Origin of the sequence: Bacillus sp. THAF10, from assembly GCF_009363695.1 — a bacterium.
GTDB lineage: Bacteria > Bacillota > Bacilli > Bacillales > Bacillaceae_I > Sutcliffiella_A.
In genome coordinates this window covers 282,943-308,644 of record NZ_CP045403.1, presented here as the reverse complement: position 1 = coordinate 308,644, position 25,702 = coordinate 282,943, and the positions used below count along the sequence as shown (strand labels likewise).

The 25,702-nt window shown below is 43.8% G+C and carries 23 protein-coding genes, 10 tRNA genes and 2 rRNA genes; 2 read left to right on the top strand and 33 right to left on the bottom strand.

Annotated elements, in window-relative coordinates:
* Positions 1-98 precede the first annotated feature (98 nt).
* The 13 genes from FIU87_RS01690 to FIU87_RS01630 all read right to left on the bottom strand — a co-directional run bounded on the left by FIU87_RS01690 (position 99) and on the right by FIU87_RS01630 (position 6,789).
* A 23S ribosomal RNA gene (locus FIU87_RS01690) occupies positions 99-3,032 on the bottom strand.
* A gap of 204 nt (positions 3,033-3,236) precedes the next feature.
* Positions 3,237-4,789, bottom strand: a 16S ribosomal RNA gene (locus tag FIU87_RS01685).
* The 16S and 23S rRNA genes sit together here with 10 tRNA genes alongside, the layout of an rRNA operon.
* A 116-nt stretch (positions 4,790-4,905) precedes the next feature.
* Positions 4,906-4,979: transfer RNA gene (locus FIU87_RS01680), tRNA-Gly, on the bottom strand.
* 13 nt (positions 4,980-4,992) lie between these two features.
* Positions 4,993-5,066 (bottom strand) — tRNA-Pro (locus FIU87_RS01675).
* Between the two features lie 22 nt (positions 5,067-5,088).
* Positions 5,089-5,165, bottom strand: a tRNA-Arg gene (locus tag FIU87_RS01670).
* Positions 5,166-5,262: 97 nt separating this feature from the next.
* Positions 5,263-5,348 (bottom strand) — tRNA-Leu (locus tag FIU87_RS01665).
* Between the two features lie 26 nt (positions 5,349-5,374).
* Positions 5,375-5,458 (bottom strand) — tRNA-Leu (locus FIU87_RS01660).
* A 20-nt stretch (positions 5,459-5,478) separates the two neighbouring features.
* Positions 5,479-5,553, bottom strand: a tRNA-Gln gene (locus FIU87_RS01655).
* A 75-nt stretch (positions 5,554-5,628) separates the two neighbouring features.
* A tRNA-Val gene (locus FIU87_RS01650) sits at positions 5,629-5,704 on the bottom strand.
* 49 nt (positions 5,705-5,753) lie between these two features.
* Positions 5,754-5,825 (bottom strand) — tRNA-Glu (locus FIU87_RS01645).
* Between the two features lie 9 nt (positions 5,826-5,834).
* Positions 5,835-5,925 (bottom strand) — tRNA-Ser (locus FIU87_RS01640).
* 4 nt (positions 5,926-5,929) lie between these two features.
* Positions 5,930-6,004: transfer RNA gene (locus FIU87_RS01635), tRNA-Asn, on the bottom strand.
* Between the two features lie 311 nt (positions 6,005-6,315).
* Positions 6,316-6,789, bottom strand: a complete 474-nt coding sequence (locus FIU87_RS01630) for a SprT family protein (RefSeq protein WP_152442984.1) — start codon at positions 6,787-6,789, stop codon at positions 6,316-6,318.
* Between the two features lie 130 nt (positions 6,790-6,919).
* Here FIU87_RS01630 and cmpA point away from each other — a divergent pair, with 130 nt between their 5' ends.
* Positions 6,920-7,030, top strand: coding sequence for a cortex morphogenetic protein CmpA (gene cmpA, locus FIU87_RS01625; RefSeq protein WP_152442983.1), 111 nt, complete (start codon positions 6,920-6,922; stop codon positions 7,028-7,030).
* A 58-nt stretch (positions 7,031-7,088) separates the two neighbouring features.
* Here cmpA and FIU87_RS01620 read toward each other — a convergent pair whose 3' ends face one another.
* The 15 genes from FIU87_RS01620 to acpS form a co-directional block, all read right to left on the bottom strand.
* The gene (locus FIU87_RS01620) at positions 7,089-9,272 is read right to left on the bottom strand and encodes a Tex family protein (RefSeq protein ID WP_152442982.1); all 2,184 of its coding nucleotides are present in this window, start codon (positions 9,270-9,272) and stop codon (positions 7,089-7,091) included.
* A 90-nt stretch (positions 9,273-9,362) separates the two neighbouring features.
* Positions 9,363-9,962, bottom strand: coding sequence for a PP2C family serine/threonine-protein phosphatase (locus FIU87_RS01615; RefSeq protein WP_152442981.1), 600 nt, complete (start codon positions 9,960-9,962; stop codon positions 9,363-9,365).
* Positions 9,959-10,744, bottom strand: coding sequence for an RNA polymerase sigma factor SigB (gene sigB / locus FIU87_RS01610; protein WP_152442980.1), 786 nt, complete (start codon positions 10,742-10,744; stop codon positions 9,959-9,961). Before sigB ends, FIU87_RS01615 begins: the two co-directional genes overlap by 4 nt.
* Positions 10,719-11,195 carry an anti-sigma B factor RsbW gene (rsbW, locus tag FIU87_RS01605; RefSeq protein ID WP_152442979.1) on the bottom strand — a complete coding sequence of 159 codons (477 nt, stop codon included), beginning with the start codon at positions 11,193-11,195 and terminating at the stop codon, positions 10,719-10,721. Before rsbW ends, sigB begins: the two co-directional genes overlap by 26 nt.
* A gap of 57 nt (positions 11,196-11,252) precedes the next feature.
* The gene (locus tag FIU87_RS01600; protein WP_152442978.1) at positions 11,253-11,561 is read right to left on the bottom strand and encodes an STAS domain-containing protein; all 309 of its coding nucleotides are present in this window, start codon (positions 11,559-11,561) and stop codon (positions 11,253-11,255) included.
* 75 nt (positions 11,562-11,636) lie between these two features.
* A complete protein-coding gene (locus FIU87_RS01595; protein WP_152442977.1) occupies positions 11,637-12,644 on the bottom strand; it encodes a PP2C family protein-serine/threonine phosphatase in 1,008 nt (335 codons plus the stop codon).
* 15 nt (positions 12,645-12,659) lie between these two features.
* Positions 12,660-13,061 (bottom strand): anti-sigma regulatory factor, encoded by a 402-nt coding sequence (locus FIU87_RS01590; RefSeq protein ID WP_152442976.1) that lies wholly within the window; start codon positions 13,059-13,061, stop codon positions 12,660-12,662.
* 3 nt (positions 13,062-13,064) lie between these two features.
* Positions 13,065-13,421: an STAS domain-containing protein gene (locus tag FIU87_RS01585; protein ID WP_047972208.1), complete on the bottom strand. Its 357-nt coding sequence runs from the start codon at positions 13,419-13,421 to the stop codon at positions 13,065-13,067.
* Complete coding sequence (locus FIU87_RS01580; protein WP_152442975.1) at positions 13,418-14,245, bottom strand: RsbT co-antagonist protein RsbRA; 828 nt, start codon at positions 14,243-14,245, stop codon at positions 13,418-13,420. The genes FIU87_RS01585 and FIU87_RS01580 overlap by 4 nt, the downstream gene beginning before the upstream one ends.
* 249 nt (positions 14,246-14,494) lie before the next feature.
* Positions 14,495-14,845, bottom strand: coding sequence for a type II toxin-antitoxin system endoribonuclease NdoA (gene ndoA, locus FIU87_RS01575; RefSeq protein WP_010195163.1), 351 nt, complete (start codon positions 14,843-14,845; stop codon positions 14,495-14,497).
* Between the two features lie 4 nt (positions 14,846-14,849).
* Positions 14,850-15,131, bottom strand: coding sequence for a CopG family ribbon-helix-helix protein (locus FIU87_RS01570; RefSeq protein ID WP_152442974.1), 282 nt, complete (start codon positions 15,129-15,131; stop codon positions 14,850-14,852).
* A 142-nt stretch (positions 15,132-15,273) separates the two neighbouring features.
* Complete coding sequence (gene alr / locus FIU87_RS01565) at positions 15,274-16,449, bottom strand: alanine racemase (protein ID WP_152442973.1); 1,176 nt, start codon at positions 16,447-16,449, stop codon at positions 15,274-15,276.
* 63 nt (positions 16,450-16,512) lie between these two features.
* Positions 16,513-16,701: a hypothetical protein gene (locus FIU87_RS01560; RefSeq protein WP_152442972.1), complete on the bottom strand. Its 189-nt coding sequence runs from the start codon at positions 16,699-16,701 to the stop codon at positions 16,513-16,515.
* A 40-nt stretch (positions 16,702-16,741) separates the two neighbouring features.
* Entirely contained in the window at positions 16,742-17,797 is a 1,056-nt protein-coding gene (locus FIU87_RS01555; protein WP_152442971.1) for a LolA family protein, read from the bottom strand.
* Positions 17,798-17,929: 132 nt separating this feature from the next.
* Positions 17,930-18,289 (bottom strand): holo-ACP synthase, encoded by a 360-nt coding sequence (acpS, locus tag FIU87_RS01550; RefSeq protein WP_152446370.1) that lies wholly within the window; start codon positions 18,287-18,289, stop codon positions 17,930-17,932.
* Between the two features lie 107 nt (positions 18,290-18,396).
* Between acpS and FIU87_RS01545 the strand changes: the two genes are divergently transcribed.
* Positions 18,397-19,110 (top strand): rhomboid family intramembrane serine protease, encoded by a 714-nt coding sequence (locus tag FIU87_RS01545; RefSeq protein WP_152442970.1) that lies wholly within the window; start codon positions 18,397-18,399, stop codon positions 19,108-19,110.
* 137 nt (positions 19,111-19,247) lie between these two features.
* On the opposite strand, the gene FIU87_RS01540 is transcribed toward FIU87_RS01545, so the two are convergent.
* The 5 genes from FIU87_RS01540 to FIU87_RS01520 form a co-directional block, all read right to left on the bottom strand.
* Positions 19,248-20,726, bottom strand: a complete 1,479-nt coding sequence (locus tag FIU87_RS01540) for a PH domain-containing protein (protein ID WP_152442969.1) — start codon at positions 20,724-20,726, stop codon at positions 19,248-19,250.
* Positions 20,713-21,192, bottom strand: coding sequence for a PH domain-containing protein (locus FIU87_RS01535; protein ID WP_152442968.1), 480 nt, complete (start codon positions 21,190-21,192; stop codon positions 20,713-20,715). Before FIU87_RS01535 ends, FIU87_RS01540 begins: the two co-directional genes overlap by 14 nt.
* Before the next feature lie 192 nt (positions 21,193-21,384).
* Positions 21,385-22,902: a degradosome RNA helicase CshA gene (locus FIU87_RS01530; RefSeq protein WP_152442967.1), complete on the bottom strand. Its 1,518-nt coding sequence runs from the start codon at positions 22,900-22,902 to the stop codon at positions 21,385-21,387.
* A 247-nt stretch (positions 22,903-23,149) separates the two neighbouring features.
* Positions 23,150-24,511, bottom strand: coding sequence for a UDP-N-acetylmuramoyl-tripeptide--D-alanyl-D-alanine ligase (gene murF / locus FIU87_RS01525; RefSeq protein WP_152442966.1), 1,362 nt, complete (start codon positions 24,509-24,511; stop codon positions 23,150-23,152).
* A 64-nt stretch (positions 24,512-24,575) separates the two neighbouring features.
* Entirely contained in the window at positions 24,576-25,646 is a 1,071-nt protein-coding gene (locus FIU87_RS01520; protein ID WP_152442965.1) for a D-alanine--D-alanine ligase, read from the bottom strand.
* Positions 25,647-25,702 lie beyond the last annotated feature (56 nt).

The following is a 25,702-nucleotide window of genomic DNA, read 5'->3' as shown; positions in this document are numbered from 1 at the left end:
TTTTGAAGAAAATCAAGCTATTTTTAGCATATTATTCCTTCAAAACTAGATAATGTGTTCATATCAAGAATTCTATCGTGTCATCATGTAAATCAAATTGGGTTAAGTCCTCGATCGATTAGTATTCGTCAGCTGCACGTGTCGCCACGCTTCCACCTCGAACCTATCTACCTGATCATCTTTCAGGGATCTTACTTACCGAAGTAAAAGGAAATCTCATCTTGAGGGGGGCTTCATGCTTAGATGCTTTCAGCACTTATCCCGTCCGCACGTAGCTACCCAGCTATGCCTTTGGCAAGACAACTGGTACACCAGCGGTGCGTCCATCCCGGTCCTCTCGTACTAAGGACAGCTCCTCTCAAATTTCCTGCGCCCACGACGGATAGGGACCGAACTGTCTCACGACGTTCTGAACCCAGCTCGCGTACCGCTTTAATGGGCGAACAGCCCAACCCTTGGGACCGACTACAGCCCCAGGATGCGATGAGCCGACATCGAGGTGCCAAACCTCCCCGTCGATGTGGACTCTTGGGGGAGATAAGCCTGTTATCCCCGGGGTAGCTTTTATCCGTTGAGCGATGGCCCTTCCATGCGGAACCACCGGATCACTAAGCCCGACTTTCGTCCCTGCTCGACTTGTAGGTCTCGCAGTCAAGCTCCCTTGTGCCTTTACACTCTGCGAATGATTTCCAACCATTCTGAGGGAACCTTTGGGCGCCTCCGTTACTCTTTAGGAGGCGACCGCCCCAGTCAAACTGCCCACCTGACACTGTCTCCCAGCCCGATAAGGGCTGCGGGTTAGAATTTCAATACAGCCAGGGTAGTATCCCACCGACGCCTCCACCGAAGCTAGCGCTCCGGCTTCCAAGGCTCCTACCTATCCTGTACAAGCTGTACCAAAATTCAATATCAGGCTACAGTAAAGCTCCACGGGGTCTTTCCGTCCTGTCGCGGGTAACCTGCATCTTCACAGGTACTATAATTTCACCGAGTCTCTGGTTGAGACAGTGCCCAGATCGTTACGCCTTTCGTGCGGGTCGGAACTTACCCGACAAGGAATTTCGCTACCTTAGGACCGTTATAGTTACGGCCGCCGTTTACTGGGGCTTCGGTTCAAAGCTTCGCTTGCGCTAACCTCTCCCCTTAACCTTCCAGCACCGGGCAGGCGTCAGCCCCTATACTTCGCCTTACGGCTTCGCAGAGACCTGTGTTTTTGCTAAACAGTCGCCTGGGCCTATTCACTGCGGCTCTCTCGGGCTTTAACACCCTAACAGAGCACCCCTTCTCCCGAAGTTACGGGGTCATTTTGCCGAGTTCCTTAACCAGAGTTCTCTCGCTCACCTTAGGATTCTCTCCTCGCCTACCTGTGTCGGTTTGCGGTACGGGCACCTCACTCCTCGCTAGAGGCTTTTCTTGGCAGTGTGAAATCAGGAACTTCGGTACTATATTTCCCTCGCTATCACAGCTCAGCCTTATAGGAGAAGCGGATTTGCCTACTTCTCAGCCTTACTGCTTAGACGCGCATATCCAACAGCGCGCTTACCCTATCCTTCTGCGTCCCCCCGTTGCTCAAACGGAGTGGAGGTGGTACAGGAATATCAACCTGTTATCCATCGCCTACGCCTTTCGGCCTCGGCTTAGGTCCCGACTAACCCTGAGCGGACGAGCCTTCCTCAGGAAACCTTAGGCATTCGGTGGAAGGGATTCTCACCCTTCTTTCGCTACTCATACCGGCATTCTCACTTCTAAGCGCTCCACCAGTCCTTCCGGTCTAGCTTCAACGCCCTTAGAACGCTCTCCTACCACTGTTCGTAAGAACAGTCCGCAGCTTCGGTGATACGTTTAGCCCCGGTACATTTTCGGCGCAGAGTCACTCGACCAGTGAGCTATTACGCACTCTTTAAATGGTGGCTGCTTCTAAGCCAACATCCTGGTTGTCTAAGCAACTCCACATCCTTTTCCACTTAACGTATACTTGGGGACCTTAGCTGGCGGTCTGGGCTGTTTCCCTCTTGACTACGGATCTTATCACTCGCAGTCTGACTCCCATGGATAAGTCTTTGGCATTCGGAGTTTGACTGAATTCGGTAATCCGATGAGGACCCCTAGTCCAATCAGTGCTCTACCTCCAAGACTCTTACTACATGAGGCTAGCCCTAAAGCTATTTCGGAGAGAACCAGCTATCTCCAGGTTCGATTGGCATTTCACCCCTACCCACACCTCATCCGCTCACTTTTCAACGTGAGTCGGTTCGGGCCTCCATTCAGTGTTACCTGAACTTCACCCTGGACATGGGTAGATCACCTGGTTTCGGGTCTACGACCACGTACTCATGCGCCCTATTCAGACTCGCTTTCGCTACGGCTCCGTCTCTTCGACTTAACCTTGCACGGGATCGTAACTCGCCGGTTCATTCTACAAAAGGCACGCTATCACCCATTAACGGGCTCTAACTACTTGTAGGCACACGGTTTCAGGATCTATTTCACTCCCCTTCCGGGGTGCTTTTCACCTTTCCCTCACGGTACTGGTTCACTATCGGTCACTAGGGAGTATTTAGCCTTGGGAGATGGTCCTCCCTGCTTCCGACGGGATTTCTCGTGTCCCGCCGTACTCAGGATCCACTCAGGAGGGAACGAAGTTTCAACTACAGGGTTTTTACCTTCTATGACGGACCTTTCCAGGTCGCTTCATCTACCCCGTTCCTTTGTAACTCCATGTAGAGTGTCCTACAACCCCAAGAGGCAAGCCTCTTGGTTTGGGCTAATTCCGTTTCGCTCGCCGCTACTCAGGAAATCGCATTTGCTTTCTCTTCCTCCGGGTACTAAGATGTTTCAGTTCCCCGGGTCTGCCTTCCATACCCTATGTATTCAGATAAGGATACTGCTCCATTACGAGCAGTGGGTTTCCCCATTCGGAAATCTCCGGATCAACGCTTACTTACAGCTCCCCGAAGCATATCGGTGTTAGTCCCGTCCTTCATCGGCTCCTAGTGCCAAGGCATCCACCGTGCGCCCTTAATAACTTAACCTCAGACCAAACGGTCTTGTGTCGATATCAGCGATGATATCTATTAGAAAATTACTAAGATGAACGATATTTTGTGAATATCTTGATATTAGTTACATTATCTAGTTTTCAAGGAACAAATGAGACAAATCGACAGATTTGCCATTCATAATAGAGAGAATGCTCTCTCAAAACTAAACAAAACAACAAGCGTCTTTATCCTTAGAAAGGAGGTGATCCAGCCGCACCTTCCGATACGGCTACCTTGTTACGACTTCACCCCAATCATCTGTCCCACCTTAGGCGGCTGGCTCCAAAAGGTTACCCCACCGACTTCGGGTGTTACAAACTCTCGTGGTGTGACGGGCGGTGTGTACAAGGCCCGGGAACGTATTCACCGCGGCATGCTGATCCGCGATTACTAGCGATTCCGGCTTCATGCAGGCGAGTTGCAGCCTGCAATCCGAACTGAGAACGGTTTTATGGGATTGGCTCGACCTCGCGGTTTTGCTGCCCTTTGTACCGTCCATTGTAGCACGTGTGTAGCCCAGGTCATAAGGGGCATGATGATTTGACGTCATCCCCACCTTCCTCCGGTTTGTCACCGGCAGTCACCTTAGAGTGCCCAACTGAATGCTGGCAACTAAGATCAAGGGTTGCGCTCGTTGCGGGACTTAACCCAACATCTCACGACACGAGCTGACGACAACCATGCACCACCTGTCACTCTGTCCCCCGAAGGGGAAGGCTCTATCTCTAGAGTGGTCAGAGGATGTCAAGACCTGGTAAGGTTCTTCGCGTTGCTTCGAATTAAACCACATGCTCCACCGCTTGTGCGGGCCCCCGTCAATTCCTTTGAGTTTCAGTCTTGCGACCGTACTCCCCAGGCGGAGTGCTTAATGCGTTAGCTGCAGCACTAAAGGGCGGAAACCCTCTAACACTTAGCACTCATCGTTTACGGCGTGGACTACCAGGGTATCTAATCCTGTTTGCTCCCCACGCTTTCGCGCCTCAGCGTCAGTTACAGACCAGAGAGTCGCCTTCGCCACTGGTGTTCCTCCACATCTCTACGCATTTCACCGCTACACGTGGAATTCCACTCTCCTCTTCTGCACTCAAGTTCCCCAGTTTCCAATGACCCTCCACGGTTGAGCCGTGGGCTTTCACATCAGACTTAAGAAACCGCCTGCGCGCGCTTTACGCCCAATAATTCCGGACAACGCTTGCCACCTACGTATTACCGCGGCTGCTGGCACGTAGTTAGCCGTGGCTTTCTGGTTAGGTACCGTCAAGGTGCGAGCAGTTACTCTCGCACTTGTTCTTCCCTAACAACAGAGCTTTACGACCCGAAGGCCTTCATCGCTCACGCGGCGTTGCTCCATCAGACTTTCGTCCATTGTGGAAGATTCCCTACTGCTGCCTCCCGTAGGAGTCTGGGCCGTGTCTCAGTCCCAGTGTGGCCGATCACCCTCTCAGGTCGGCTACGCATCGTCGCCTTGGTGAGCCGTTACCTCACCAACTAGCTAATGCGCCGCGGGCCCATCTGTAAGTGATAGCCGAAACCATCTTTCAACAAGAAACCAGGAGGTTTCTTGTATTATCCGGTATTAGCTCCGGTTTCCCGAAGTTATCCCAGTCTTACAGGCAGGTTGCCCACGTGTTACTCACCCGTCCGCCGCTAACTTCTATAAAAGCAAGCTTTTAAGAAGTTCGCTCGACTTGCATGTATTAGGCACGCCGCCAGCGTTCGTCCTGAGCCAGGATCAAACTCTCCAATAAAGAGTTTGAGCTGTTGCTCAAAATTTGTTGCTAGCTTGTTACTTAAATTCGTTCATGTTAACCTCGTAAGGTCAACGTGGACGCTGTTGTTTTGTTTAGTTTTCAAAGAGCATTTATGGAGCGGGTGATGGGAATCGAACCCACGACATCAGCTTGGAAGGCTGAGGTTTTACCATTAAACTACACCCGCATATTATAAAGTATCGGGAAGACAGGATTCGAACCTGCGACCCCTTGGTCCCAAACCAAGTGCTCTACCAAGCTGAGCTACTCCCCGTCTAACGCTTTAAAATAAGCAATGGCGCGCCCGAGAGGACTCGAACCCCTAACCTTTTGATCCGTAGTCAAACGCTCTATCCAATTGAGCTACGGGCGCTTTATATTAATTTCTATTTTCATGTCGTCTCTCAAAGGCGACTTAACTATCATAACAAGTTGATGTTTCAATGTCAACAACTTTTTTTAAATTCTTTTGGTGCGGCCGAGAAGAGTCGAACTTCCACGGGGTTACCCCCACTAGGCCCTCAACCTAGCGCGTCTGCCATTCCGCCACGACCGCGTAACATGAAAGCTTTTAAAAATGTATGGTGCGGGTGAAGGGACTCGAACCCCCACGTCAAAGACACTAGATCCTAAGTCTAGCGCGTCTGCCAATTCCGCCACACCCGCATACATATATTAAAGAAAAATGGCTGGGCTAGCTGGATTCGAACCAACGCATGTCGCAGTCAAAGTGCGATGCCTTACCGCTTGGCTATAGCCCATTAAATATACTTCTTGTTCTAAGCTTCTTCGAGTGAACTCGAAAGTTGTGAAGCTATTAAGAAAAAAGTTCCTTCTGGTGGAGGATGACGGGATCGAACCGCCGACCCCCTGCTTGTAAGGCAGGTGCTCTCCCAGCTGAGCTAATCCTCCTAGGATAGAAATGGGAAGCAAAACCAATGTTTTGCATCCCACTTAGTAGTGACCCGTACGGGATTCGAACCCGTGTTACCGCCGTGAAAGGGCGGTGTCTTAACCGCTTGACCAACGGGCCATAATAGAATGGCGGAGAAGGAGGGATTTGAACCCTCGCGCCGCTTACACGACCTACACCCTTAGCAGGGGCGCCTCTTCAGCCACTTGAGTACTTCTCCAATATGGCTCCACCAGTAGGATTCGAACCTACGACCCTTCGGTTAACAGCCGAATGCTCTACCGCTGAGCTATGGTGGAACGGTATTATAGATATTGACAACGAATATTTATTTCTGATATACGCCGAACGTCCCGATTTCAGGGGGCATATTCACGATGTGGCTCAATCGGTACGCTGTAGCGTCTCGAAGAAGCTTATTCGAACGTGCTCTACCGCTGAGCTATGGTGGAACGGTACCAGTTTCCTACGACATATCTCGTAGGCGACTGTTTTAATTTTAATAAGCTTGTCAGAAAAAGTCAAGTGCATTTTTTCTAAAAAGATATATTATCATAATTGTTTCCTCGCCGCCTTTGTAAAAATAGCGACTTGAAAAATGTATCATATTTTACTCTTTTATGTCAACATTTTTTTGCATTTCTTCGAGCTTACCTCGACACTTTCCACACCTGTACTTTATCGTGTTAACTTTTCGTATTCTTTTATATATCTGTTGGCAATCCACGCATTTATATATACGAAAAGCTTTCGGCTTTGTGGAGGCTGTGTGAATCGGAGTACAAAACCTTGGAGCTCCAACCTCTTTAAGTAACTTTCGAAAGTCTTGATCTCGATGCTTATATCCTCTTCCTCTAATATGAAGATGATAGTGACATAGCTCATGTTTAATGATTCCGACTAGCTCCTCTATACCTAGGGCATCATAGTATTTTTTATTGATTTCAATATTGCTTGTTGAGGTTAGGTACCTTCCCCCGGTTGTTTTAAGCCTAGGATTAAAAGTAGCATTATGCTGAAATGGCACCTTAAAAAAAGCCAGAGATATCTCTTCAGTTAATCTTTGCAGGTCTTTATCTTCCATGATTATTTCTTTCTCTCCCTTCTCTTTGAACCCTCTTTCTTATACTGCATACAATAGAGCAAAGATTTTTTTCATGAGAGGATTGTTACTTCGGGGGCTTCGGATTTTGAAGTTGAAGGAGGTCAGGCGCTTGCCAACTTGGTTTAAAAAACAAATGCAGCGTGCTTACTTGGAGAAGGACCGCTACCAAATCAAGATGCTGAATCAGTGTTGGTTTTTTTATCATAAAAAAAATGGATAATACTAATTACCCCCAAGCCTCCCTTTTTTTAAAAAAGAGAGACTTGGGGAGCTTTTGTTTACGCTTCTTGCTTTTGCGGCTCTAGCATGGTTAAGGATACTCGGCCTTTGTTTACTTCTACACCTTCTACCCAAACGGTGACAATATCACCAACTGCTACCACATCAAGAGGATGTTTAACGAAACGATCACTCAATTTGGAGATGTGCACAAGTCCGTCCTGCTTTACGCCAATATCCACAAACGCTCCGAAATCAACAACATTTCGGACAGTTCCCTCTAATTCCATTCCCTTTTTCAGGTCTTCCATCTTTAATACGTCCTGCTTCAACAACGGCGTTGGCATGTCGTCACGCGGATCTCGTTCCGGCCTGATTAAGGAGTCGATAATATCTTGAAGGGTGATTTCACCGATTTGAAGTTCGTCCGCCAGTGAATGTACCTCTACTTCTTTTAAAGCTTCCTGCAGCTTTGAAGTCCCAATTTCTTTTTCAGAAACACCTAACTGCTTAAGAAGTTTTTTTACGTTTGCATAGTTTTCGGGATGAATGCCAGTGCGATCTAGCGGTTGTTTTCCATCTACAATTCGCAGGAATCCAATACACTGCTCGTATGTTTTGGCGCCAAGCCTTGGAATTCCTTTCAGGTCTGACCTGCTCGAAAACTTCCCTTCCTCTTCACGCTTTTTCACAATATTATTTGCTACAGATTTAGATAGACCCGCTACATATTGCAACAAGGAAGAAGAAGCGGTATTGACGTTAACCCCTACCTGGTTAACGACCGTTTCGACGACAAAGGTTAAGGAATCTGAGAGACGTTTTTGGGCAACATCGTGCTGATATTGTCCAACTCCTACTGATTTCGGGTCAATCTTCACCAGTTCAGCAAGTGGATCTTGAAGTCTACGAGCAATGGAAACAGCACTTCTCTCTTCCACTTGTAAAGTAGGAAACTCTTCTCTTGCAATCTCAGACGCTGAATAGACACTTGCTCCGGCTTCATTCACGATCAGGTAAGAGATACTTTTTCCACTTTGCTTGAGTACTTCTGCAATCAGTTGTTCTGTTTCTCGTGAGGCTGTCCCGTTCCCAACTGCCACTACTTCAATCGCATATTCTTGTAAGATAGCTAACAGCTTTTGAACGGCTTCCTTCCTTTTGTTCACTGGTGCGTGAGGATAGATTACTCCGATGTTGAGCACCTTTCCTGTTTCATTAACAACAGCAAGCTTGCAGCCAGTACGGTAGGCAGGGTCCACCCCAAGAACAACTCGTCCCTTTAGAGGGGGTTGAAGCAGAAGGTTGCGAAGGTTTTCTGAGAAAATATGAATCGCCTGTTCCTCTGCTTTTTCTGTTAACTCTTTTCTGATTTCACGTTCAATAGCTGGCTCAATCAAGCGCTTGTATCCATCCTCCATAGCCTCTTGAATAACAGGGGCGGCAATGGAAGACTCTTTTTTAATGATTTGGCGCTTTAAATAACTCAATATCCGGTCCATTGGGGCACTGATCGATACTCTTAGAATTTCTTCTTTTTCTCCACGGTTGAATGCCAGAATTCGGTGAGGGAGGATTTTGTTAATTGCCTCTTCATATTCATAATACATGGCATATACTTGCTTTTCGTCTTTTTCTTCATTTTTAACAGATGACACCACAGTACCTTGTTTGTAGGTAATGTCACGAATATATTGACGGTATGCAGGTTCATCAGAGAACATCTCAGCCAGAATATCCTTTGCGCCAGCCAAGACATCCTCCACCGTATTCACCTCTACCTCTTCTGAGAGAAACTCTTTTGCTTTTTCGTCTAAGGTAGGTGCACTCGGAAAGCTTAGTAGCCATAGTGCATAAGGTTCTAGCCCTTTTTCCTTCGCCACCGTAGCTTTTGTACGGCGTTTTTGTTTATAAGGACGATACAGATCTTCGACATGCTGCAGTTTGGCCGCTTTTAAGATACCTTTTTTTAGTTCGGGCGTTAATTTCCCTTGTTCTTCAATAAGACGAATGACTTCTTCTTTTCTTGTTTCAAGGTTTTGTATGTATTGCCATTTTTCCATAACCTCTCGAATTTGCACTTCATCAAGAGAGCCTGTTTGCTCTTTTCTATATCTTGCGATAAACGGGACGGTGTTTCCTTCCTCTAAAAGCGCAATTACTTTTTTGGCTTGTCCCTTTGATACATTTACATCTTTCACTAGCAGTTGTACGAGCTGTTCGTTTTTTTCATTCCATTCCAATTTGAATGCCTCCCAACGTTAAAACCCAATTTTTATTTTATCAAAAATCCTGAGCATACAAAAAGACTAACATCATTGCGTTAGTCTTTTTTATCGGATTTCACCTGAAATAATGGTGACATCATCCAATCCTTTACTCGTGAACATTGCTGCGATTTCAAGCAGGGAAGTAGCGGATGGAACGTCTTTTATATAATTTTTAACAGATGGGATGTTAAGGCCATCTGAATAGATGAAAAATTTCATATTGGAGCGATAGGGAAAGCGGTGAGTTTTAAGGTTTTGAGGTTTTCCCGACAAGTAGCCCTTGACCGGAAGAGGATAAATGAGTTTTTCTGTTGGAGGATAAAGAAAGAAGCGAATATTTCCAACACAGCTGTACTCAACCTCTTTGTGACCATAATGAACCTTTAATACGGAAACGGCTGCTCCACGTTTATTTTTCATTGCCTCATTACAGGCTTTCATAATTGTGGTTACATTCTCTTTCTCGTATTGTTTGGCAGCAGAGACAACTGCTTGCGATGCATCGTGAGCAAATTCTCCGCTGCCTAAGCCATCAGCTACCACACATAAGAAGTATTCATCAGTTGTATTAACATAGTAGCTGTCGCCACAGAAATACATTCCATTTTTGGCATTTTGGTAGGCATTAACATTCGCTTTTTCATGTTTAAACTGTTCAATCATGAAAAAATCTCCGAGTTTGCGTTATCTGCCAGGAACGCTTGTTTTAATTTGTTAAGTGCCTTTCGTTGAAGCCTCGAAACATGCATTTGAGAAATCCCTAGCTTCTCACCCGTTTCCTTTTGACTCATGTTATGGAAAAACGTGCACTCAATAATTTGTTTTTCTCTCTCTGTCAGAACATGAAAGATTTTTTGTAGTACCAGCTGTTGATCCACTTGATCAAAACCTGCATCCTGGTTCCCTACAATATCTAGTATAGTGACAGTGCTGCCGTCTGAATCTGCTTCAATCGCATTATCCACAGATAGAGCCTGATAATTTTGGCTCATCTCCATCGCTTCTAAAACTTCTTCTTCGCTTACCTCTAAATAATCTGCAATTTCGACCACTTTTGGTGAACGTTGAAGTTCATTTGTCAGCTCTTCTACTGCAGATTTTATTTTAGGTCCAATTTCTTTTATTCTACGTGGCACATGAACACTCCATGTTTTGTCACGCAAAAATCGTTTGATCTCTCCAATAATAGTAGGAACAGCAAAGGCTTCAAAGCTTCTGCCAAAACTCGTATCAAATCGTTTCATCGCCCCTAGTAGTCCAATCATGCCAACTTGAGATAGGTCTTCATGAAAGGCTTTCCCTCTGGAATACTTTCGAGCAATCGATTCAACTAGTGCAGTATAATGCTCCACTAATTGTAACTGAGCCTCTTCACAGTCCTCTTGCTGGTACCGCTCTAAAAGTAAATTAACATCCAGCTTATTGGACGGAGATTGATTCTTCATCCCTTTCCACCTGCTCTCCTTGTACATACTTTGTCATGAAAACTGTCACGCCTTGATTGGAATGAACTTTTACATCATCCATTAGCGTTTGGATTAAGAATAATCCTAACCCTCCCTCATGCAAAGTTTCTACTGGTTGCGACTCAGTGTACGGACCAACCTCTTCTCTTACCTTGTCAAAGTCAAAGCTTTGACCATTGTCAGCTACCACTAGTTCGAGTCGGTCGTCATAAATACCAAATCCAATTCGGATGTTTCCAGTTTCATCTTTCTTGTAAGCATGCTCCACTGCATTTGTGCATGCTTCGCTTAATGCAATTTTCATGTCCTCAATCTCGTCATAGGTAAAACCCATTCGATTGGCGATTCCAGATAGCGTCAGTCGAATTACCCCAACGTATTCCGCCTTGGCTGGAAAAGCCATTTCTATATAGTCGTAAGCCCGGTTCATTGTTCCCCCACCTTTAAGTGAACTTATTTGATGGCTTGTTTCGTGCTTGAAAAAAGCCTACTTAATTTCCATAATTCCCGCTAAACCCGTAATATCAAACAATCGCTTTAATCTATCAGACAGTCCTTCTAATCGAAAGATACCGTTGTTTGCTTTTACGGTTTTAAAGAATCCCACAAACATACCTAAGCCTGTGCTGTCCATGTAATGAACATGGGATAAATCAAAAACTACCTCACCAGAATAGTTCTCTATCAAAGGAACTACCTTTTCTTTTACCTTTGGTGCGGTATAAGCATCTATTTCACCTTCTAAAACGATACGAGTTTCGTTTAGCTCTTCTTTAATTTGAATATCAATATTCATTCCTACGTCACCTCAAACACGGATTAGAATTCCATTTTAGGTCATCTCAATACTACATACCCGCCGGCAAAATTTTTAAACCCTTCTTTTAAGGATAATTAATGTAAAGTCATCCCTTAATTGGAAATCTTGCACTTTTTCTAAATCTCGATAAACTAGCTCGACAATTGCTTGTGGAGATAAATTTATATAGGATCGAATCAAATCTATTATTTTATCAACCTCAATAAAGCCTTCTTCTGTCCTGCACTCTGTTACTCCATCTGAAAAAAGGATGACCATATCATCTACTTCTATTTGTTTTTCATATTGTTCGTAGGTTGCTAGACGGTCGATGCCAAGCACCAATCCTCTTGCATCCAGCTCATAAAACTCATCCTTCTTCGCGTCGTAGTAAAGCGGCGGTTCATGGCCGGCAGATGCGAACGAAAACAGATGTTTATGAAGATCATACATCCCATAAAACATCGTAATAAACATACTTGCATCCACATTTTGCTCCACTACCCTGTTAAGGTTTCCAAGCACATAGCTTGGTGCCACTCTTGTGTCAGGTAAACTGTCCATCGCATACTTAATCATGCTCATACACATCGCTGCCGGAATACCTTTTCCAATAACATCGGCAATCGCTACACTGAACGAATCCTTTTCATTGTGAACAAAATGATAATAGTCCCCACTCATATGTTTAGCTGGCACGCTGATGGCACCAATCTCTACAGATTCCGTGTCAGGAATTTTTGTTTCTAGTAAGGTCTGTTGCACATTCGCAGCAATTTCAATCTCTGTTTGAATCTCCTGCTGACGGTGCCTTAAGCTTTGATGCTCACGATAAGCAATACCATATCCAATCATCACCTCTAATAAAAAATCGAGGGAATGCAAAATATTATCTGGTATATCAGGGGACAAGTCCTGAAGCATTGCTTTATGGACGCTGATAATTTCTTCAGGAGAAACCTTTTCTCCTAATAATCTGCGGCTAAACTCCTGTCCTTTATACAACGCTTCCTCTGATTGTCTGCTAAGGTATGCGGAAAGAATCTCTTTATATTCCCGTTCTAGTTCTTCAAAATTCATGGGTTATCCCCCTTTCTAGCGAACCCACTTCGCGGCATAGATGGTCGTTCCTCCTTCTTGGGAAGAATCAATCTGAAAAGTGTCCATCAACCGCTTTACACCCGGCAATCCAGCACCAAGGCCTCCTGATGTGGAAAAACCATCCTCCATTACTTGACGAATATCTGAAATCCCCGGACCATCATCTGTAGCGATAACCTTAAGTCCTGTTTTCCCATACTCGTCCAATTCTTCTATACAAATTTGACCTGTGCCTGCATATAAATATATATTTCGTGCTAGCTCTGAAATGGCAGTAGTAATTCTCGCTTGGTCTACTGTCCCAAAGCCTAGGTCTTTGGCGACATTCCTGCCCATTTGCCGAGCAGCTACGATGTCCCACTCGTTTCTAATATTTACACAGGATTGGACAGTCATGTTTTACTCCCCCAGTTCCTGTTGTAATTTCTCTAGACCCTTTTCTAAATCTAAAGCCGTATAAACTTCATCCAACTGAATGCCAAGCTCCACTAATGTAATAGCAACAGCCGGCTGGATACCAGTTAGTACCACCTGTGCACCCATTAACTTGGACATGCTGATGACATCTCCAAGAACTTTGGCGATAAAAGAATCAATCATATCAACCGATGTTAAATCAATCACAACGCCGTTTGCACCTGTTTCATGAATTCTGTTTAACAAATCCTCTTGAAATTGCAACGCTGTCTGATCATCAAGCTCCCATTGGATAGAAATTAACAGGCAATTATGAAGTTTTAATATTGGTATCCTCACTCTTGATCCCCCGCATTCACTATTTTTCTATTTGTCATCTCAAGCGCTGTTTCAATACCTTTTGCCAAAGAATTCTTTGTGATAATTTGATCTAGGTTAATTCCAAGGTTAACAATGGTTTGCGCGATCTCAGGACGAATTCCAACGAGCAGACATTTTGCTCCTACAAGCCTAACTGCCTCAGCTGCCTGGATAATATGATGAGCCACCATCGTGTCCACTACCGGCACACCTGTTATATCTATAAGTACGACTTCTGCACGGTGCTTCACCACACCTTGAAGAAGGTTTTCCATAATTTGTCTTGCTCGTTCTGTATCAATGGTACCTACTAGAGGCATCACGGAAATTCTTTCAAAAACAGGTATTAAGGGTGCTGCTAGCTCTTGCAAGGCAATTTTTTGCATGGAGACAGTATGTTCCCACGTACCAGTATAAGTTTTCACGATTTCATTATGCACAGGTCGCAACCACTGATCAAAGTCATACATCAAGGCTACTTTTTGTGAATCATCCTTACTTTTTGTCATTTCTTCAAACACAATCTTACCAAAAAGAGATAATCCGTCTGTTACATAAAGGAGCGGCCAACCGAAGCGAACAATCTTTTCGGCAAAATCTGTGAGCTTAGTAGATAAATCATCTTGATCCTTGCTAATATTGTTCAATAACAGGTTGATGTATTCTCTGCTGGTGCTTAGGTAAACCTTTTCTGAAATCGCCTTTAGTTCTTTTTTCTCCCCGATTTCGTCCATTCCTGCTATCCATTTATCAAAAATGGCTTCGCGATTCTCTTCAATAAAGCTGATAATGTTTGGATTCATTTTCCCCGCTCCTTTTCTGAAATACAATACCGTTCTATATTACTTCGACAAAAATCAAATATTTCCGCTACTACCACTATAAATTTTTCTGAATTTAAAAGTCAAATATGTTTCATGACCATTCTACCAAAATTGTGGTTTTGTTGCCTGAATTTGGTGGTAATAGGTAAACTACCAACAAAAAAGCAAAATAAAAAAAGCCACTCACTTACTGTGAACAGCTTTTTTCTTAAAAAAATGGAATGCAACTTAAAAGTCAATAAGTCCTAAGCTTATTTGGAGCGCCTCATCCACTTTGTCCATCATCTCTTCATCGAGATGTGTTATTTTGTCGGTTAATCTCTGCTTATCGATTGTTCGGATTTGTTCGAGCAGGATAACAGAGTCACGTTCAAAACCATAGCGCTTTGCATCGATTTCAACATGTGTTGGGAGTTTGGCTTTTTGAATTTGAGCAGTAATGGCAGCTACTATAACGGTCGGGCTAAAGCGATTTCCGATATCATTTTGGATGACAAGTACTGGTCGAACGCCTCCTTGCTCAGACCCAACAACCGGGGATAAATCAGCAAAATAAACGTCACCACGTTTGACAATCAAATGATTACCCCCCGCTTACTAAGCGTTCAACCGTGTGCTCCGCCTCGTATTCAGCCAAGAAAGCTTCAGATGCAATGTTTAGATTAATTTTGGACATCTCCATGTACCCGCGTCTCATAGACTCGCGAATTTGTCTCTTTTTACGCTCGCGTAGATACATTTTCGTTGCTTGAAAAATTAAGTCATTTCGATTGCCGTTTTCTTGTTTTACCAAACCATCTAATTCCGATACTAAGTTTTGAGGTAATCGAATTAAGATTTCAGTTGTTGCGCTGGATTCAGACACAGCATACACCTCCAAGAACTACAGACACATAATACTATTCCATATTCCATAATACCATCATTGCTGCCTGTTGCAAAGTCCAATTAACGAATTCCTCACTATTATCACTTTAATTTCCTTTTTTTATGCAGTTGGTTGCCATTTAATTCATAGAGGCTGGTTTGTCCTGTAGGTAATTCCTCACTTCCATTATACTCCCATTTCTGAAAAACATGCGCGGCACCCTGTAGCTAATCATGCATGGGACCTCATAGTTGATGGTTTCTAGCTTTTGAGCGACATCATCTGAGCTGATAGTATGCTCGTTTTGCGATCCGATTAACGTTACGTTTGTTCCGATAGGAAGCTCATAAGGCAGCTTTATCATAAACTGATCCATGCATATTCTACCAACAATTGGAACAAGCTTGCCATCAACCAATACGTTCATTCCCTGTAATTTTCTGATCCATCCGTCCGCATAGCCTACAGGAACGGTCCCAATCCATTCTTCGTCTTCTGTCTTGTATGTCGCACCGTAACTTACGCTTTCACCCTGACTAAGCTTTTTGACGTGAACAAGCTTTGTATGGAGGGAAAACGCTTCTTTTAGTGGAAACGGCAAGGTTGGGGCCATTTCTGGAGATGGAGTTAGCCCATACATCGCAATTCCTACCCGTACCGCATTGAACATTCGCGTTGGAAATCTTAATGTGGCTGCGCTGTTGCCGCAATGAATCATCGAAATGTTATGGTTTTTTGTGATGTCAGCTAAGAGGTTTTCAAATTTCGCAAATTGCTTTTCCACATAATCGGAATCTAGCTCATCCGCTGTTGCAAAGTGAGTATAAATCCCCTCAAGTTCAAAAGACGGGGCCATTTCTACAAGCCTGAGGATTTCATTTATTTCTTCTTTGTCTCTCGTGCCTATTCTCCCCATTCCCGTATCAAGCTTTAAATGGAGACGAATTTTTTGGTTGTCCTTATAAAAATCGATGGCATCTTTTACCCAATCTTTTTGAAAAACAGTGAGGGTAATGTTTTCTTCAGCAGCAAGCGGCACATCGGTAACTCTGGAGGCTCCAAGCACAAGAATTGGCGCGTTCACTCCTTGCTTTCTAAGTGACATTGCCTCATCAAGAAACGAAACAGCAAGGTATTTCGCACCTGCTTCTAATGCCGTATTCGCCACCTGAGCATCACCATGTCCGTATGCATTTGCTTTCACTACCGCTATGACGGTGACATCTTGTGTGACATGCTTCTGAATGGCACGTACATTTTCATATATATTGTCTAAATTTACTTCAACCCATGTGTCCCGATGAAAGCTTGACATCTTAACAGCACTTCCTTCAATTCGTTTAAATATGTAATATCATAACGGAATTGCGGAGAAAAGTCATGCGAGGTAACAGAAGTTCGCGTAAATTTTTATAGGGGGGAGGGAAAGTGCAAAAATTAATCCGGTTGGAGCCGTTTTTAATTCGGAAAGGCCTATAATTAATCCGCAGTGACCGTTATTCAATCCAAAAACCTCGATTTTAGATCCTATCCAAAAATACAAAATTACCCCAACTGCAAATTCCAAAAAAATAACCCCCGCCTCTAAAGCGGGGGAGGTAACTACTCTATTTCACTGCTGCACCCTGCATGGAGCGTGCAACCATCATCAATTCTTCCTGCGATAGGTCTTTGGAAACGAGGGTAAAGTCAATGCCTTCGTGGCTCCAGGTGATACTGTTGTCCGTCATAGCACCCACTGTAAACCCTAGATCCGCAATGTGGCCGTTCACAAACTGTGCGGTTGGCACCTCGGCATAACGAGATTTTTCCTGAATCAGGGTGAAGGTTTTATCGCCTTCCCACGTCATCACCACGCGCTTGCCATTAGCTGTTTCCACTTCTGCTTGCTCTTTCAGCACACTGCCGGCTGGCGTATCCATTGGAGTCATCACAGTAAAGGCCCCATCGTTTTCCTCACTCACCTGACCTGAAGTAGGAAGCTCCATCCGTGCGCTTGTCATGTTCTTTTTCACATCAAAAGCATCCGCATCAAAGCTTGCATCAAACTCAAAGTCAGAGAATTCCACAAGCACTAAGGCTTTTTTATCTGGATCCATGACTTTTACCGATACTGGGGAAAGGTCACTTTTCCTTAATGTAATTTCTTGTGTTGGCAGTAATTTATTGTTTTGATAATTGGTTTTTGTTTCAAACACATAGTGTTCTTCGGTTGCGGTGAAGGTGGCCTCTGGATCGTTCTTAATGTCATTTACAAGTGATTCAAATAAGTATGCCTGACTGCTGTTTTGCGGCCATTCGCTGTGGAAGCGGAAGCTCTTGTTTAAAGCTGGTGTTAAAACAAATACTCCCTCATCGTTGCGGATGATGATTTGACTTTGGTCTTTGGCGGCATTTTTCAAGTTTACCTTGTAGTAGTTCGGTTTGTTATGCCCGATTTGCACCTCGTAAACCTGTGGCTCCGCTCCAGTTTGCAACGTCATTTTTGCATTAGATTGATAGCCCTTCATCTCTTCTACCTTGGCGCCTAACGCAGCTGTAACGTCTTCTTTTGATTTTGTACCACACCCTGCGAGAACAAGGATACTCACAAGGCCAACCAACAATAATAGCCATGCTTTTCTCAAATTTTTCATCCCCTTTGCCATAATTACATGATTCATAGAGAAAAGTGAGAATGAAGAGTGACAGCTTGCTGCTTCTTTTTCATATCGCAGGCAATTGGCAGCTCTTACTTGTACACCTTGTCTCCTTTCTGAACTATGTATATGAGTGACATTTGGGGAATATGCAGACTAGCTTGACAAGCTTTCAATAATTACTTGTGCTATCGCGTAATGCTCACTATGCGAGATAGAAAGATGCACATGATGAGCGTTAGGTTGCACAAAATAAGGCTTTCCCTTATCCGTTGTCCTAATCGTCATATCGTGAAAACTAAGCTCCTTGCCAATGCCAGTCCCGTTGGCTTTGGAATACGCCTCTTTGGCAGCAAATCGCCCTGCTAAGTACTCGACGCTTCTCTTCCCAGTGAGCCTCTCAAAGATTTCCTTCTCTGATGCTGTTAAAATACGATCGATAAAATTTGGCTGGCGATTCATGAGCCTCTCGATGCGACTCAGTTCCACAATATCAATTCCTGTCCCTATAATCATACTCTGACCAACCTTTCTCATATAGTAATGGTATAGTTAAAATCTCACAAAAAGACTTTTCACGACGAAAATGGTAATCTAACTTATATAGAAGGGATGAGATACATATGTTTGTCCGAACGGAAAACTTTCGTACATTTATAAGATTATATCCTATTATCACCACAATTGTGGCAATCCATCTTGTTTTATGGTTGGTTGTCCAATTTTCCGGCACTTTTTACAACCTTACAATCGGCTTTAATATGCTCGTGTGGCAAGGAGAATATTGGCGCCTCGTTACGCCGATATTTTTACATGCAAGCCTGACGCATTTCTTATTTAACTCGCTTTCTCTTGTGCTTTTTGGACCAGCAGTAGAGAGAATGCTAGGAAAAGGTAAATTTATCGCTTTCTATTTACTAGGAGGCATCATCGCCAATGTTGCAACCCTCTTGCTCCGCCCTGAAATTTATCTCCACCTAGGAGCATCAGGTGCCATCTTCGCGATTTTCGGTTTATATTTTTACATGGTCTTCTTACGTCCTGACTTACTCGATGCAGCAAACTCTCAAGTCATCCTCACCATTTTAGTGATCGGACTTGTCATGACCTTTTTAAACCAAAACGTCAATGCCGTTGCCCATCTGTTCGGGTTCTTTGGCGGAACGGTGTTAGCTCCCTTTTTCTTAGGAAGAGGAGCGGCAACACGGCCGCGAAACCTGAAATCGATTTTCCCTAATTTCGGCAGACCCTCTGGAGCACGAAACCCAAAGAGCACCATCGTTTGGGTGGTTCTCATCGCCTTGGTTCTTATCGGAATTTTAAGTCGTTATATATAATGGCTATTTTCGAGAAGTTTGTTGCTACTGCGTAAAGTTAAGAGCACGACAACCACGTTGTTGTCGTGCTCTTTTCGTGGAGGAGTTTTAAACAGAAAAGAGCTTTTATAATGGAAAAAAGCAAGGGAGATGGCAGTCTACACCACGTTCCCTTGCTTTTTATCATAGGAATACCATTCAAACACCTTTGCTCCATCCACATTTTCCACATCAACCACTCGAAAACGCTTGCCACCATTTCCCGTTTTTATCGCTGCATTAATGGTGTACAGCTCTCTTTTCCCTTGAAAAAACGATTCTTTAAGCTCAAAAGACTGAATGCGCTTTTTGTTCATTAGGACGGTATTCTTACTCAAATGGCGATAGGAAAGCTGAAGCTGCTGATCATGAACAAACCAGCCCGCATGCTTATATTGACTATAGCCTAAAAGCAGAGCAAGAACGACGGTGATAAACGCAAACGCCCCGTATGGCTGAAAAAAGTATGCGATAGGAGCAGAAATCAGGAACGCTGGCAGGGTTAGCCTCAACAGATACCTAATCAAAGAACGCTTTGGCAACCCGTTCTTCTGAATTGAAAGCTTGTATATAGGCACAAAATCGGCAAGATGCTTCTCTACTTCCGACAGTTTCATTAGCGGAAACAAGATGGTTGAAAAATCCGCTTCCTTGCCACCGGAGCTCCCCGCACTTTCCACATACACCGTGGCAAGTCCAAATGGCTGTCGTAAAATATTTTGAGAAATTCTTATGGCTTGGATTCTCTCTAACGGAATGGTTAGCTGCCGTTTTTCTATAAGCCCTCGAGAAATATGAAGCTCATCCTCTTGCTTTTTGACGGTAAAATTTCCATACTTAATCATCGTTAAAGCAATGGAAATTAACCACGATAAAAACAATACGACAAATACAAGGGTGGCAATTAAATAGACCCCCGCCTGCAGGAAACTGCCAAAACGATTCATCAGCTGTTCATACGGTACCACCTGATCGAATTGAGATAGAAAGGCTGCTACTGCAGATAAAACCACACCTATTCCACCAGAAGTGGTCCCCACGATAAATAAGGATTTAAAGGATATTTTATACTCAGGACCTTTTGGTGATGGAAAGGAAGATTCCTCTCCAAAAGGTAGATCTGTATCGTCCATCGTTTCCACTGTTTTTCTTTTGGTTAGCAGTTCTTCCTTTAGCAGACCTGCTTCTTCCTTTGTAACCGCCGTGAAGATAGCCTCCGCTTCCGTAGTTCCACCCGCCGTTTCAACCTGGACCTTTACCAAACCGAAAATTCTCTGAATAATCCCCTCAGACGAATCAATGGTCTGAATTCTCTCCATACGAATAAAGCGTCGTTTTTTCACGAATATTCCAGATTCAATTCGCAGTTCTCCATCTTCTATCCAATAAAAGAAGCGGTACCAAGATACAATTCCAATGGCAATCAGTCCCAGTAACCAAATACCCATCACAATGATGTAAATACCACCAAAAAAACCGTCTCCGGTGCTGCCAAAGAACACAAAAATAATGATGGGAAACAACAGCTCACGAAGCTGCTTGAAAAAACCAACCACAATGGCCGCGGGGTGCATTCTTCTTTTTTCAGACATCATCATCTGTCACCCTCGCAAGCCTGGATATGTAATCCCGCACCTGATCTGCTTGTTCTTCATCCAGGGCAGGGATAACATGAATCGTTGCCGCTGTAGAGATTAATACGGTCGAAAGATGATATCTTTTTAAAATGGGCCCTTGTGTAGTGTCCACGTGTTGCACCCGTACCATGGGTATTAGTGTCCGTTTTTTTATAAAAATCCCGGATTGCAGGTCAATTTCATGCTCATGAATGTCATAGCGCCATCGTTTCCATTGGAGAACCGGAATGATGAAAACAGTAAAAATAATCATTACCGCTACAAGTGCAATGGCAGTAATAAACGTCCAAAATGGTAAATCAAAGGCACGTTGAATAAAGTAGTATCCTACTGCAAGTCCTATGTAAAAAATGGCATTCAGTCCCGCTGATATTCTCCAAACGGATAATGCCCTCTTGTCTATCCTTTGTTTCGGTTCAGGTCTCATGTGATTCCCCCCTCATGCTTGATTGCATAGTTATTAGTATACTACTTATAAGCAGAGTTGGAAAATTTTATTTGATTACAGGTAGGTATGTTGGGTTATGGGAAGGACAGCATCCCCCAAGCCATCAAACACACCCACTCCTTAAAACACAAAAAAACCGGCAAGCCCAAGAGCTTACCGGTTTTCCTTTTATTATACGCGTTCTTTGTTTGAACGTTTGTAGCCTTGACGTTTGTTGTTACCGTCACGGAACTCTCTCGAACCAGAACGTCCGCTTGGTTTTCCACCAGAGCGCTTATTCCAGTTACCTTTGCTTCCACCATGACTTTTTCCACCACGGTTACGGTCTCCACCGCCGCGATTACGGTCGCCGCCGCGGTCTCTTCTAGAGTGAAGTGGTGCTTCCTCTGTAAGACGGATAGGTGTTTCGTCTGGCTCTTTTGTGAACAATTTAAGTGCTGCAGATACTAATGTTACAGCATCGTGCTCTTCTAATAATTGCTCAGCAGCATTGCGGTAGAAGCCAAGGTTTTGGGAATCTACTGCTTGCGTTAGTTTTTCCATGGACATTTTTTGTTGGCCTTCTAATGCCTCATCAAGCGTTGGAGCTTTCAATTTCTCCATTTTACGCTTTGTTACACGTTCTACATGGTGCAGGTAGCTAATCTCACGAGGGTTAACGAATGTAATCGCTAAACCGCTTTTACCAGCACGACCAGTACGGCCGATACGGTGAACATAGCTTTCAGGATCTTGTGGGATATCAAAGTTGTAAACGTGCGTTACACCTGAGATATCAAGACCACGTGCCGCTACGTCTGTTGCAACAAGGACATCGATAGAACCTTCTTTGAACTTACGAAGCACGCTCATACGCTTCGCTTGAGAAAGGTCACCGTGAATTCCTTCTGCAGAATAGCCACGTACATTCAATGCATCAGATAATTCATCCACACGACGCTTGGTACGACCGAAAATGATCGCTAGCTCTGGAGATTGGATATCTAAAAGTCGTGTTAACACGTCGAACTTTTTCTTTTCTTGTACTTCTACATAGAACTGTTGGATGTTTGATACTGTTACTTCTTTCGCTTTTACCTTTACGCTTACAGGCTCGCTCATGAAACGCTCTGCAATCGCACGAATTGGTGCTGGCATTGTAGCGGAGAAAAGTAGTGTTTGTCTTTGCTCTGGTACTTCAGCAAGGATTTTTTCGATATCCTCGATGAATCCCATGTTTAGCATTTCATCTGCTTCGTCTAGAACGACTGTATTTACACCTTGAAGGCGAAGCGTTTTTCTGTTGATATGGTCAAGTACACGACCTGGCGTACCAACAACGATATGAGGGTTCTTTTTCAATGAACGGATTTGTCTTTGAATATCTTGACCACCGAAAACGGATAATACGCGAGCACGTTTATGATAAGAAGCTTTATAAAGCTCTTCTGCAACCTGAATCGCAAGCTCACGCGTTGGAGCAATTACGATTCCTTGGATAGAGTCATTGTTAACATCGATGTTTTCAAGTAGTGGTAATCCGAATGCAATCGTTTTACCTGTTCCTGTTTGTGCTTGACCAATGACATCTTTGCCTTCAAGTGCTACTGGGATGGTCTCAGATTGGATCGGGGTTGCTTCCTCAAACCCCATTCTGTTGATGGATTTCATTATGTCTTCTGATAAACCTAGTTCTTTAAATAACGCCAAATTATTCCTACTCCTTTATATATACAAATTAAATAATTAGGCATACGACAAGCGCTTGCCTAATCTCTATAGTAGACATTATTAAACACATTAACTGTTATCATACCACTTCCTCCTACAAATAGCAATAAAGCATATTGGCAACTTATAGGAGGTTACGCTTACATTAGGGCTGTTATTCACTTATTTATTTTTCAAGGAGTTAAAAATGATGTTGTTTTCCATAAAAGCTTCTTTTTTCAAGCTCCTATTTTAATCCTTCAATTACTTCTTCCAGCTTCATCCCACGGGAGCCTTTGACGATGATAACATCCTCAGGCTGCAAAAGTGGTAAAAGCTCCGAGGTTAACTGTTGCTTGTTCATAAAAACCTTTACTTTTGTTGGGTCCATCACCTCTTGTGCACCTTTTGCAATTTCTGTTCCCAATTCTCCAAATGTGAAAACATAGTCAATGTTCTTATCTTCAACATATTTTCCTACTTCATAATGGAAGGAGCGCTCCATGTCGCCAAGCTCGAGCATATCCCCAAGAACAGCTATTTTTTTATTATACCCATTTAGGCTCGACAACAAATCAAGTGCAGCACGCATTGATGTTGGACTTGCATTATATGCATCATTAATAATTGTCCACCCACCAGACGTTTCTACGACTTCATTTCTCATTCCAGTTATGGTTAGGTTCTTTAGGCCCTTCACTCTGTTCTCTTCTGTTACGCCAAAAAGCTCTCCCACAATGATGGCAGATAAGGCATTGGTTACATTGTGAGCACCAAGGACCGGGATAAAATACTCAGTTTCTTCTATTATAAAATGTGTTCCTTTTCCTTTTAGGGAAATGTCGCGCGCCTGATAGTTATTATGTTCCCCTAATCCAAACTGAATAACATGAGGGAAGCTTCCGACTCTTTCCGTTAATAGAGGCTCATCCCCATTAATAATGAGCTTTCCGTCCTGTTTTAAACCTGTGGCAATTTCAAGCTTCGCCTCTGCAATGCCTTCTCTTGAGCCTAGGTCTTGCATATGGGATTCACCAATGTTGGTGATAATTGCTGCATCCGGCTTCGCGATTTGAGATAGCAGCTCAATTTCTCCTCTACCACTCATTCCCATTTCAAGGACAGCCACCTCGACATCTTCTGTCATCGAAAGTAGTGTCAGGGGAAGACCGATATGGTTATTGTAATTCCCAGCTGTTTTATGCACACGAAAGGTTGTTTCCAACACTGATGTAACCATATCCTTCGTTGTTGTTTTTCCGTTACTTCCTGTAATGCCAACTACCTTCATGCCAAGCTGTTCTAGGTAGCTTGCAGCAAGTTGCTGTAGGGCTTCAATGGTATCGTCGACAAAAATAAGGTTAAGGTCGGTTGGGGGCTCAGGCTGGTCTTTTTGCCAAAGGGAAGCAACCGCTCCCTTCTTTTCAATAGCGTCTCGAACGAATAGATGCCCATTAAAGTTTTCCCCGATTATCGGAATATAAAGCTTCCCGTTCATATCCTCGCGGGTATCACGGGATACACCTTCCGCTATCACAGCCGCATATTCACTTGAAAGACCATCTCCCTTGGCCATCTCTTGCAGTTCTTTTAACGTTCTTTTAATCATCTTATCATCTCCTTTATGTAAGCATAGAGAAGGGGTTTTCCCTTAATGGTCCAACCCCTGTTTGTTAAAATGTATGCTTGATTTTTTGTTTCTCTTCGTGACGTGCTATTCCGTAGCCAACCAGCTTTTCAATTAGCTCTGGGTACGTAACATCTGTATGCTGCCATAATAATGGGAACATGCTAAATGGGGTAAATCCTGGCATCGTGTTTACTTCATTAATGTAAAGGGTGCCCTCTTTTGTTAAGAAAAAGTCAGCACGTACAAGTCCAGCACCATCGATCGCTTTGAATGCAGTAATTGCCATTTCCCTTACACTTGCGTAGGTTTCGCCGTCAATTTCAGCCGGGATAATCATCGCTGTATCCCCATCTTCATATTTTGCTTTATAATCGTAGAAATCTTTTTTCGCAACAATTTCTCCCACAACGGAGCATTCTGGCTCGTCATTGCCCAGTACCCCAATTTCAATTTCACGAGCGCCTTCTAAGCCTTGCTCGACAATAATCTTGCGGTCAAATTCAAACGCTTCACGGAAGGCAGCAGCAAGCTCTTCTCTGTTTTTGGCCTTACTAATTCCCACACTAGAACCAAGGTTAGCTGGTTTAACAAAGCAAGGATAGCCAAGCTCATTTTCTACCCTTTCATACGTCACCTCAGCAGCCTTTTCCCACTCAGAGCGTAGGAAGTGCACGTAACCAACTTGTGGAAGGCCGGCTTGCGCGAAAAGGTTTTTCATAATAACTTTATCCATCCCTGCAGAAGAAGCTAACACACCATTTCCGACATAAGGAAGGTTTAATAGCTCGAGCATTCCTTGCACTGTTCCGTCTTCCCCGTTTGGTCCATGCAAAAGTGGAAAAATAACGGTTGGAGCTTCTGTTTTATTTTCCGCCGTTGGTAACGCAAGTGGCGCAATCGTTTTGCCGCCATCTTCAAGCTTTAATTGTTGCACACTTTCTGCTGGCCCACTAAGCAGACCTCCACGTTTCCATTCCCCTTTTTCGGTGATGTATAACGGATATACGTCATATTTATCCATATCCAAGGCCTTTGTAACTGCCAGGGCTGTTTGCAAGGATACTTGATGTTCTGCGGACTTTCCGCCATATAATAAATGTACTTTCGTTTTCATATGGGCTCCCCCTAATTAAAGATGATCTATTTTTTATTACGCATTTGTGCTCAATT

Bases quoted from the DNA above. Each gene is read 5' to 3' on its own strand.
- FIU87_RS01555 (WP_152442971.1), bottom strand. From the start codon at position 17,797: ATGAATCATGTAATTATGGCAAAGGGGATGAAAAATTTGAGAAAAGCA.
- rsbW (WP_152442979.1), bottom strand. From the start codon at position 11,195: ATGAACCGGGCTTACGACTATATAGAAATGGCTTTTCCAGCCAAGGCG.
- acpS (WP_152446370.1), bottom strand. From the start codon at position 18,289: ATGATTATAGGGACAGGAATTGATATTGTGGAACTGAGTCGCATCGAG.
- FIU87_RS01520 (WP_152442965.1), bottom strand. From the start codon at position 25,646: ATGAAAACGAAAGTACATTTATTATATGGCGGAAAGTCCGCAGAACAT.
- FIU87_RS01590 (WP_152442976.1), bottom strand. From the start codon at position 13,061: ATGACTGTCCAATCCTGTGTAAATATTAGAAACGAGTGGGACATCGTA.
- FIU87_RS01535 (WP_152442968.1), bottom strand. From the start codon at position 21,192: ATGAGACCTGAACCGAAACAAAGGATAGACAAGAGGGCATTATCCGTT.
- murF (WP_152442966.1), bottom strand. From the start codon at position 24,511: ATGATTAAAAGAACGTTAAAAGAACTGCAAGAGATGGCCAAGGGAGAT.
- FIU87_RS01600 (WP_152442978.1), bottom strand. From the start codon at position 11,561: ATGAATATTGATATTCAAATTAAAGAAGAGCTAAACGAAACTCGTATC.
- sigB (WP_152442980.1), bottom strand. From the start codon at position 10,744: ATGAAGAATCAATCTCCGTCCAATAAGCTGGATGTTAATTTACTTTTA.
- FIU87_RS01595 (WP_152442977.1), bottom strand. From the start codon at position 12,644: ATGAATTTTGAAGAACTAGAACGGGAATATAAAGAGATTCTTTCCGCA.
- FIU87_RS01615 (WP_152442981.1), bottom strand. From the start codon at position 9,962: ATGATTGAACAGTTTAAACATGAAAAAGCGAATGTTAATGCCTACCAA.
- FIU87_RS01580 (WP_152442975.1), bottom strand. From the start codon at position 14,245: ATGAATCCAAACATTATCAGCTTTATTGAAGAGAATCGCGAAGCCATT.
- alr (WP_152442973.1), bottom strand. From the start codon at position 16,449: ATGTCAAGCTTTCATCGGGACACATGGGTTGAAGTAAATTTAGACAAT.
- FIU87_RS01545 (WP_152442970.1), top strand. From the start codon at position 18,397: ATGTTTGTCCGAACGGAAAACTTTCGTACATTTATAAGATTATATCCT.
- FIU87_RS01630 (WP_152442984.1), bottom strand. From the start codon at position 6,789: ATGGAAGATAAAGACCTGCAAAGATTAACTGAAGAGATATCTCTGGCT.
- FIU87_RS01540 (WP_152442969.1), bottom strand. From the start codon at position 20,726: ATGATGATGTCTGAAAAAAGAAGAATGCACCCCGCGGCCATTGTGGTT.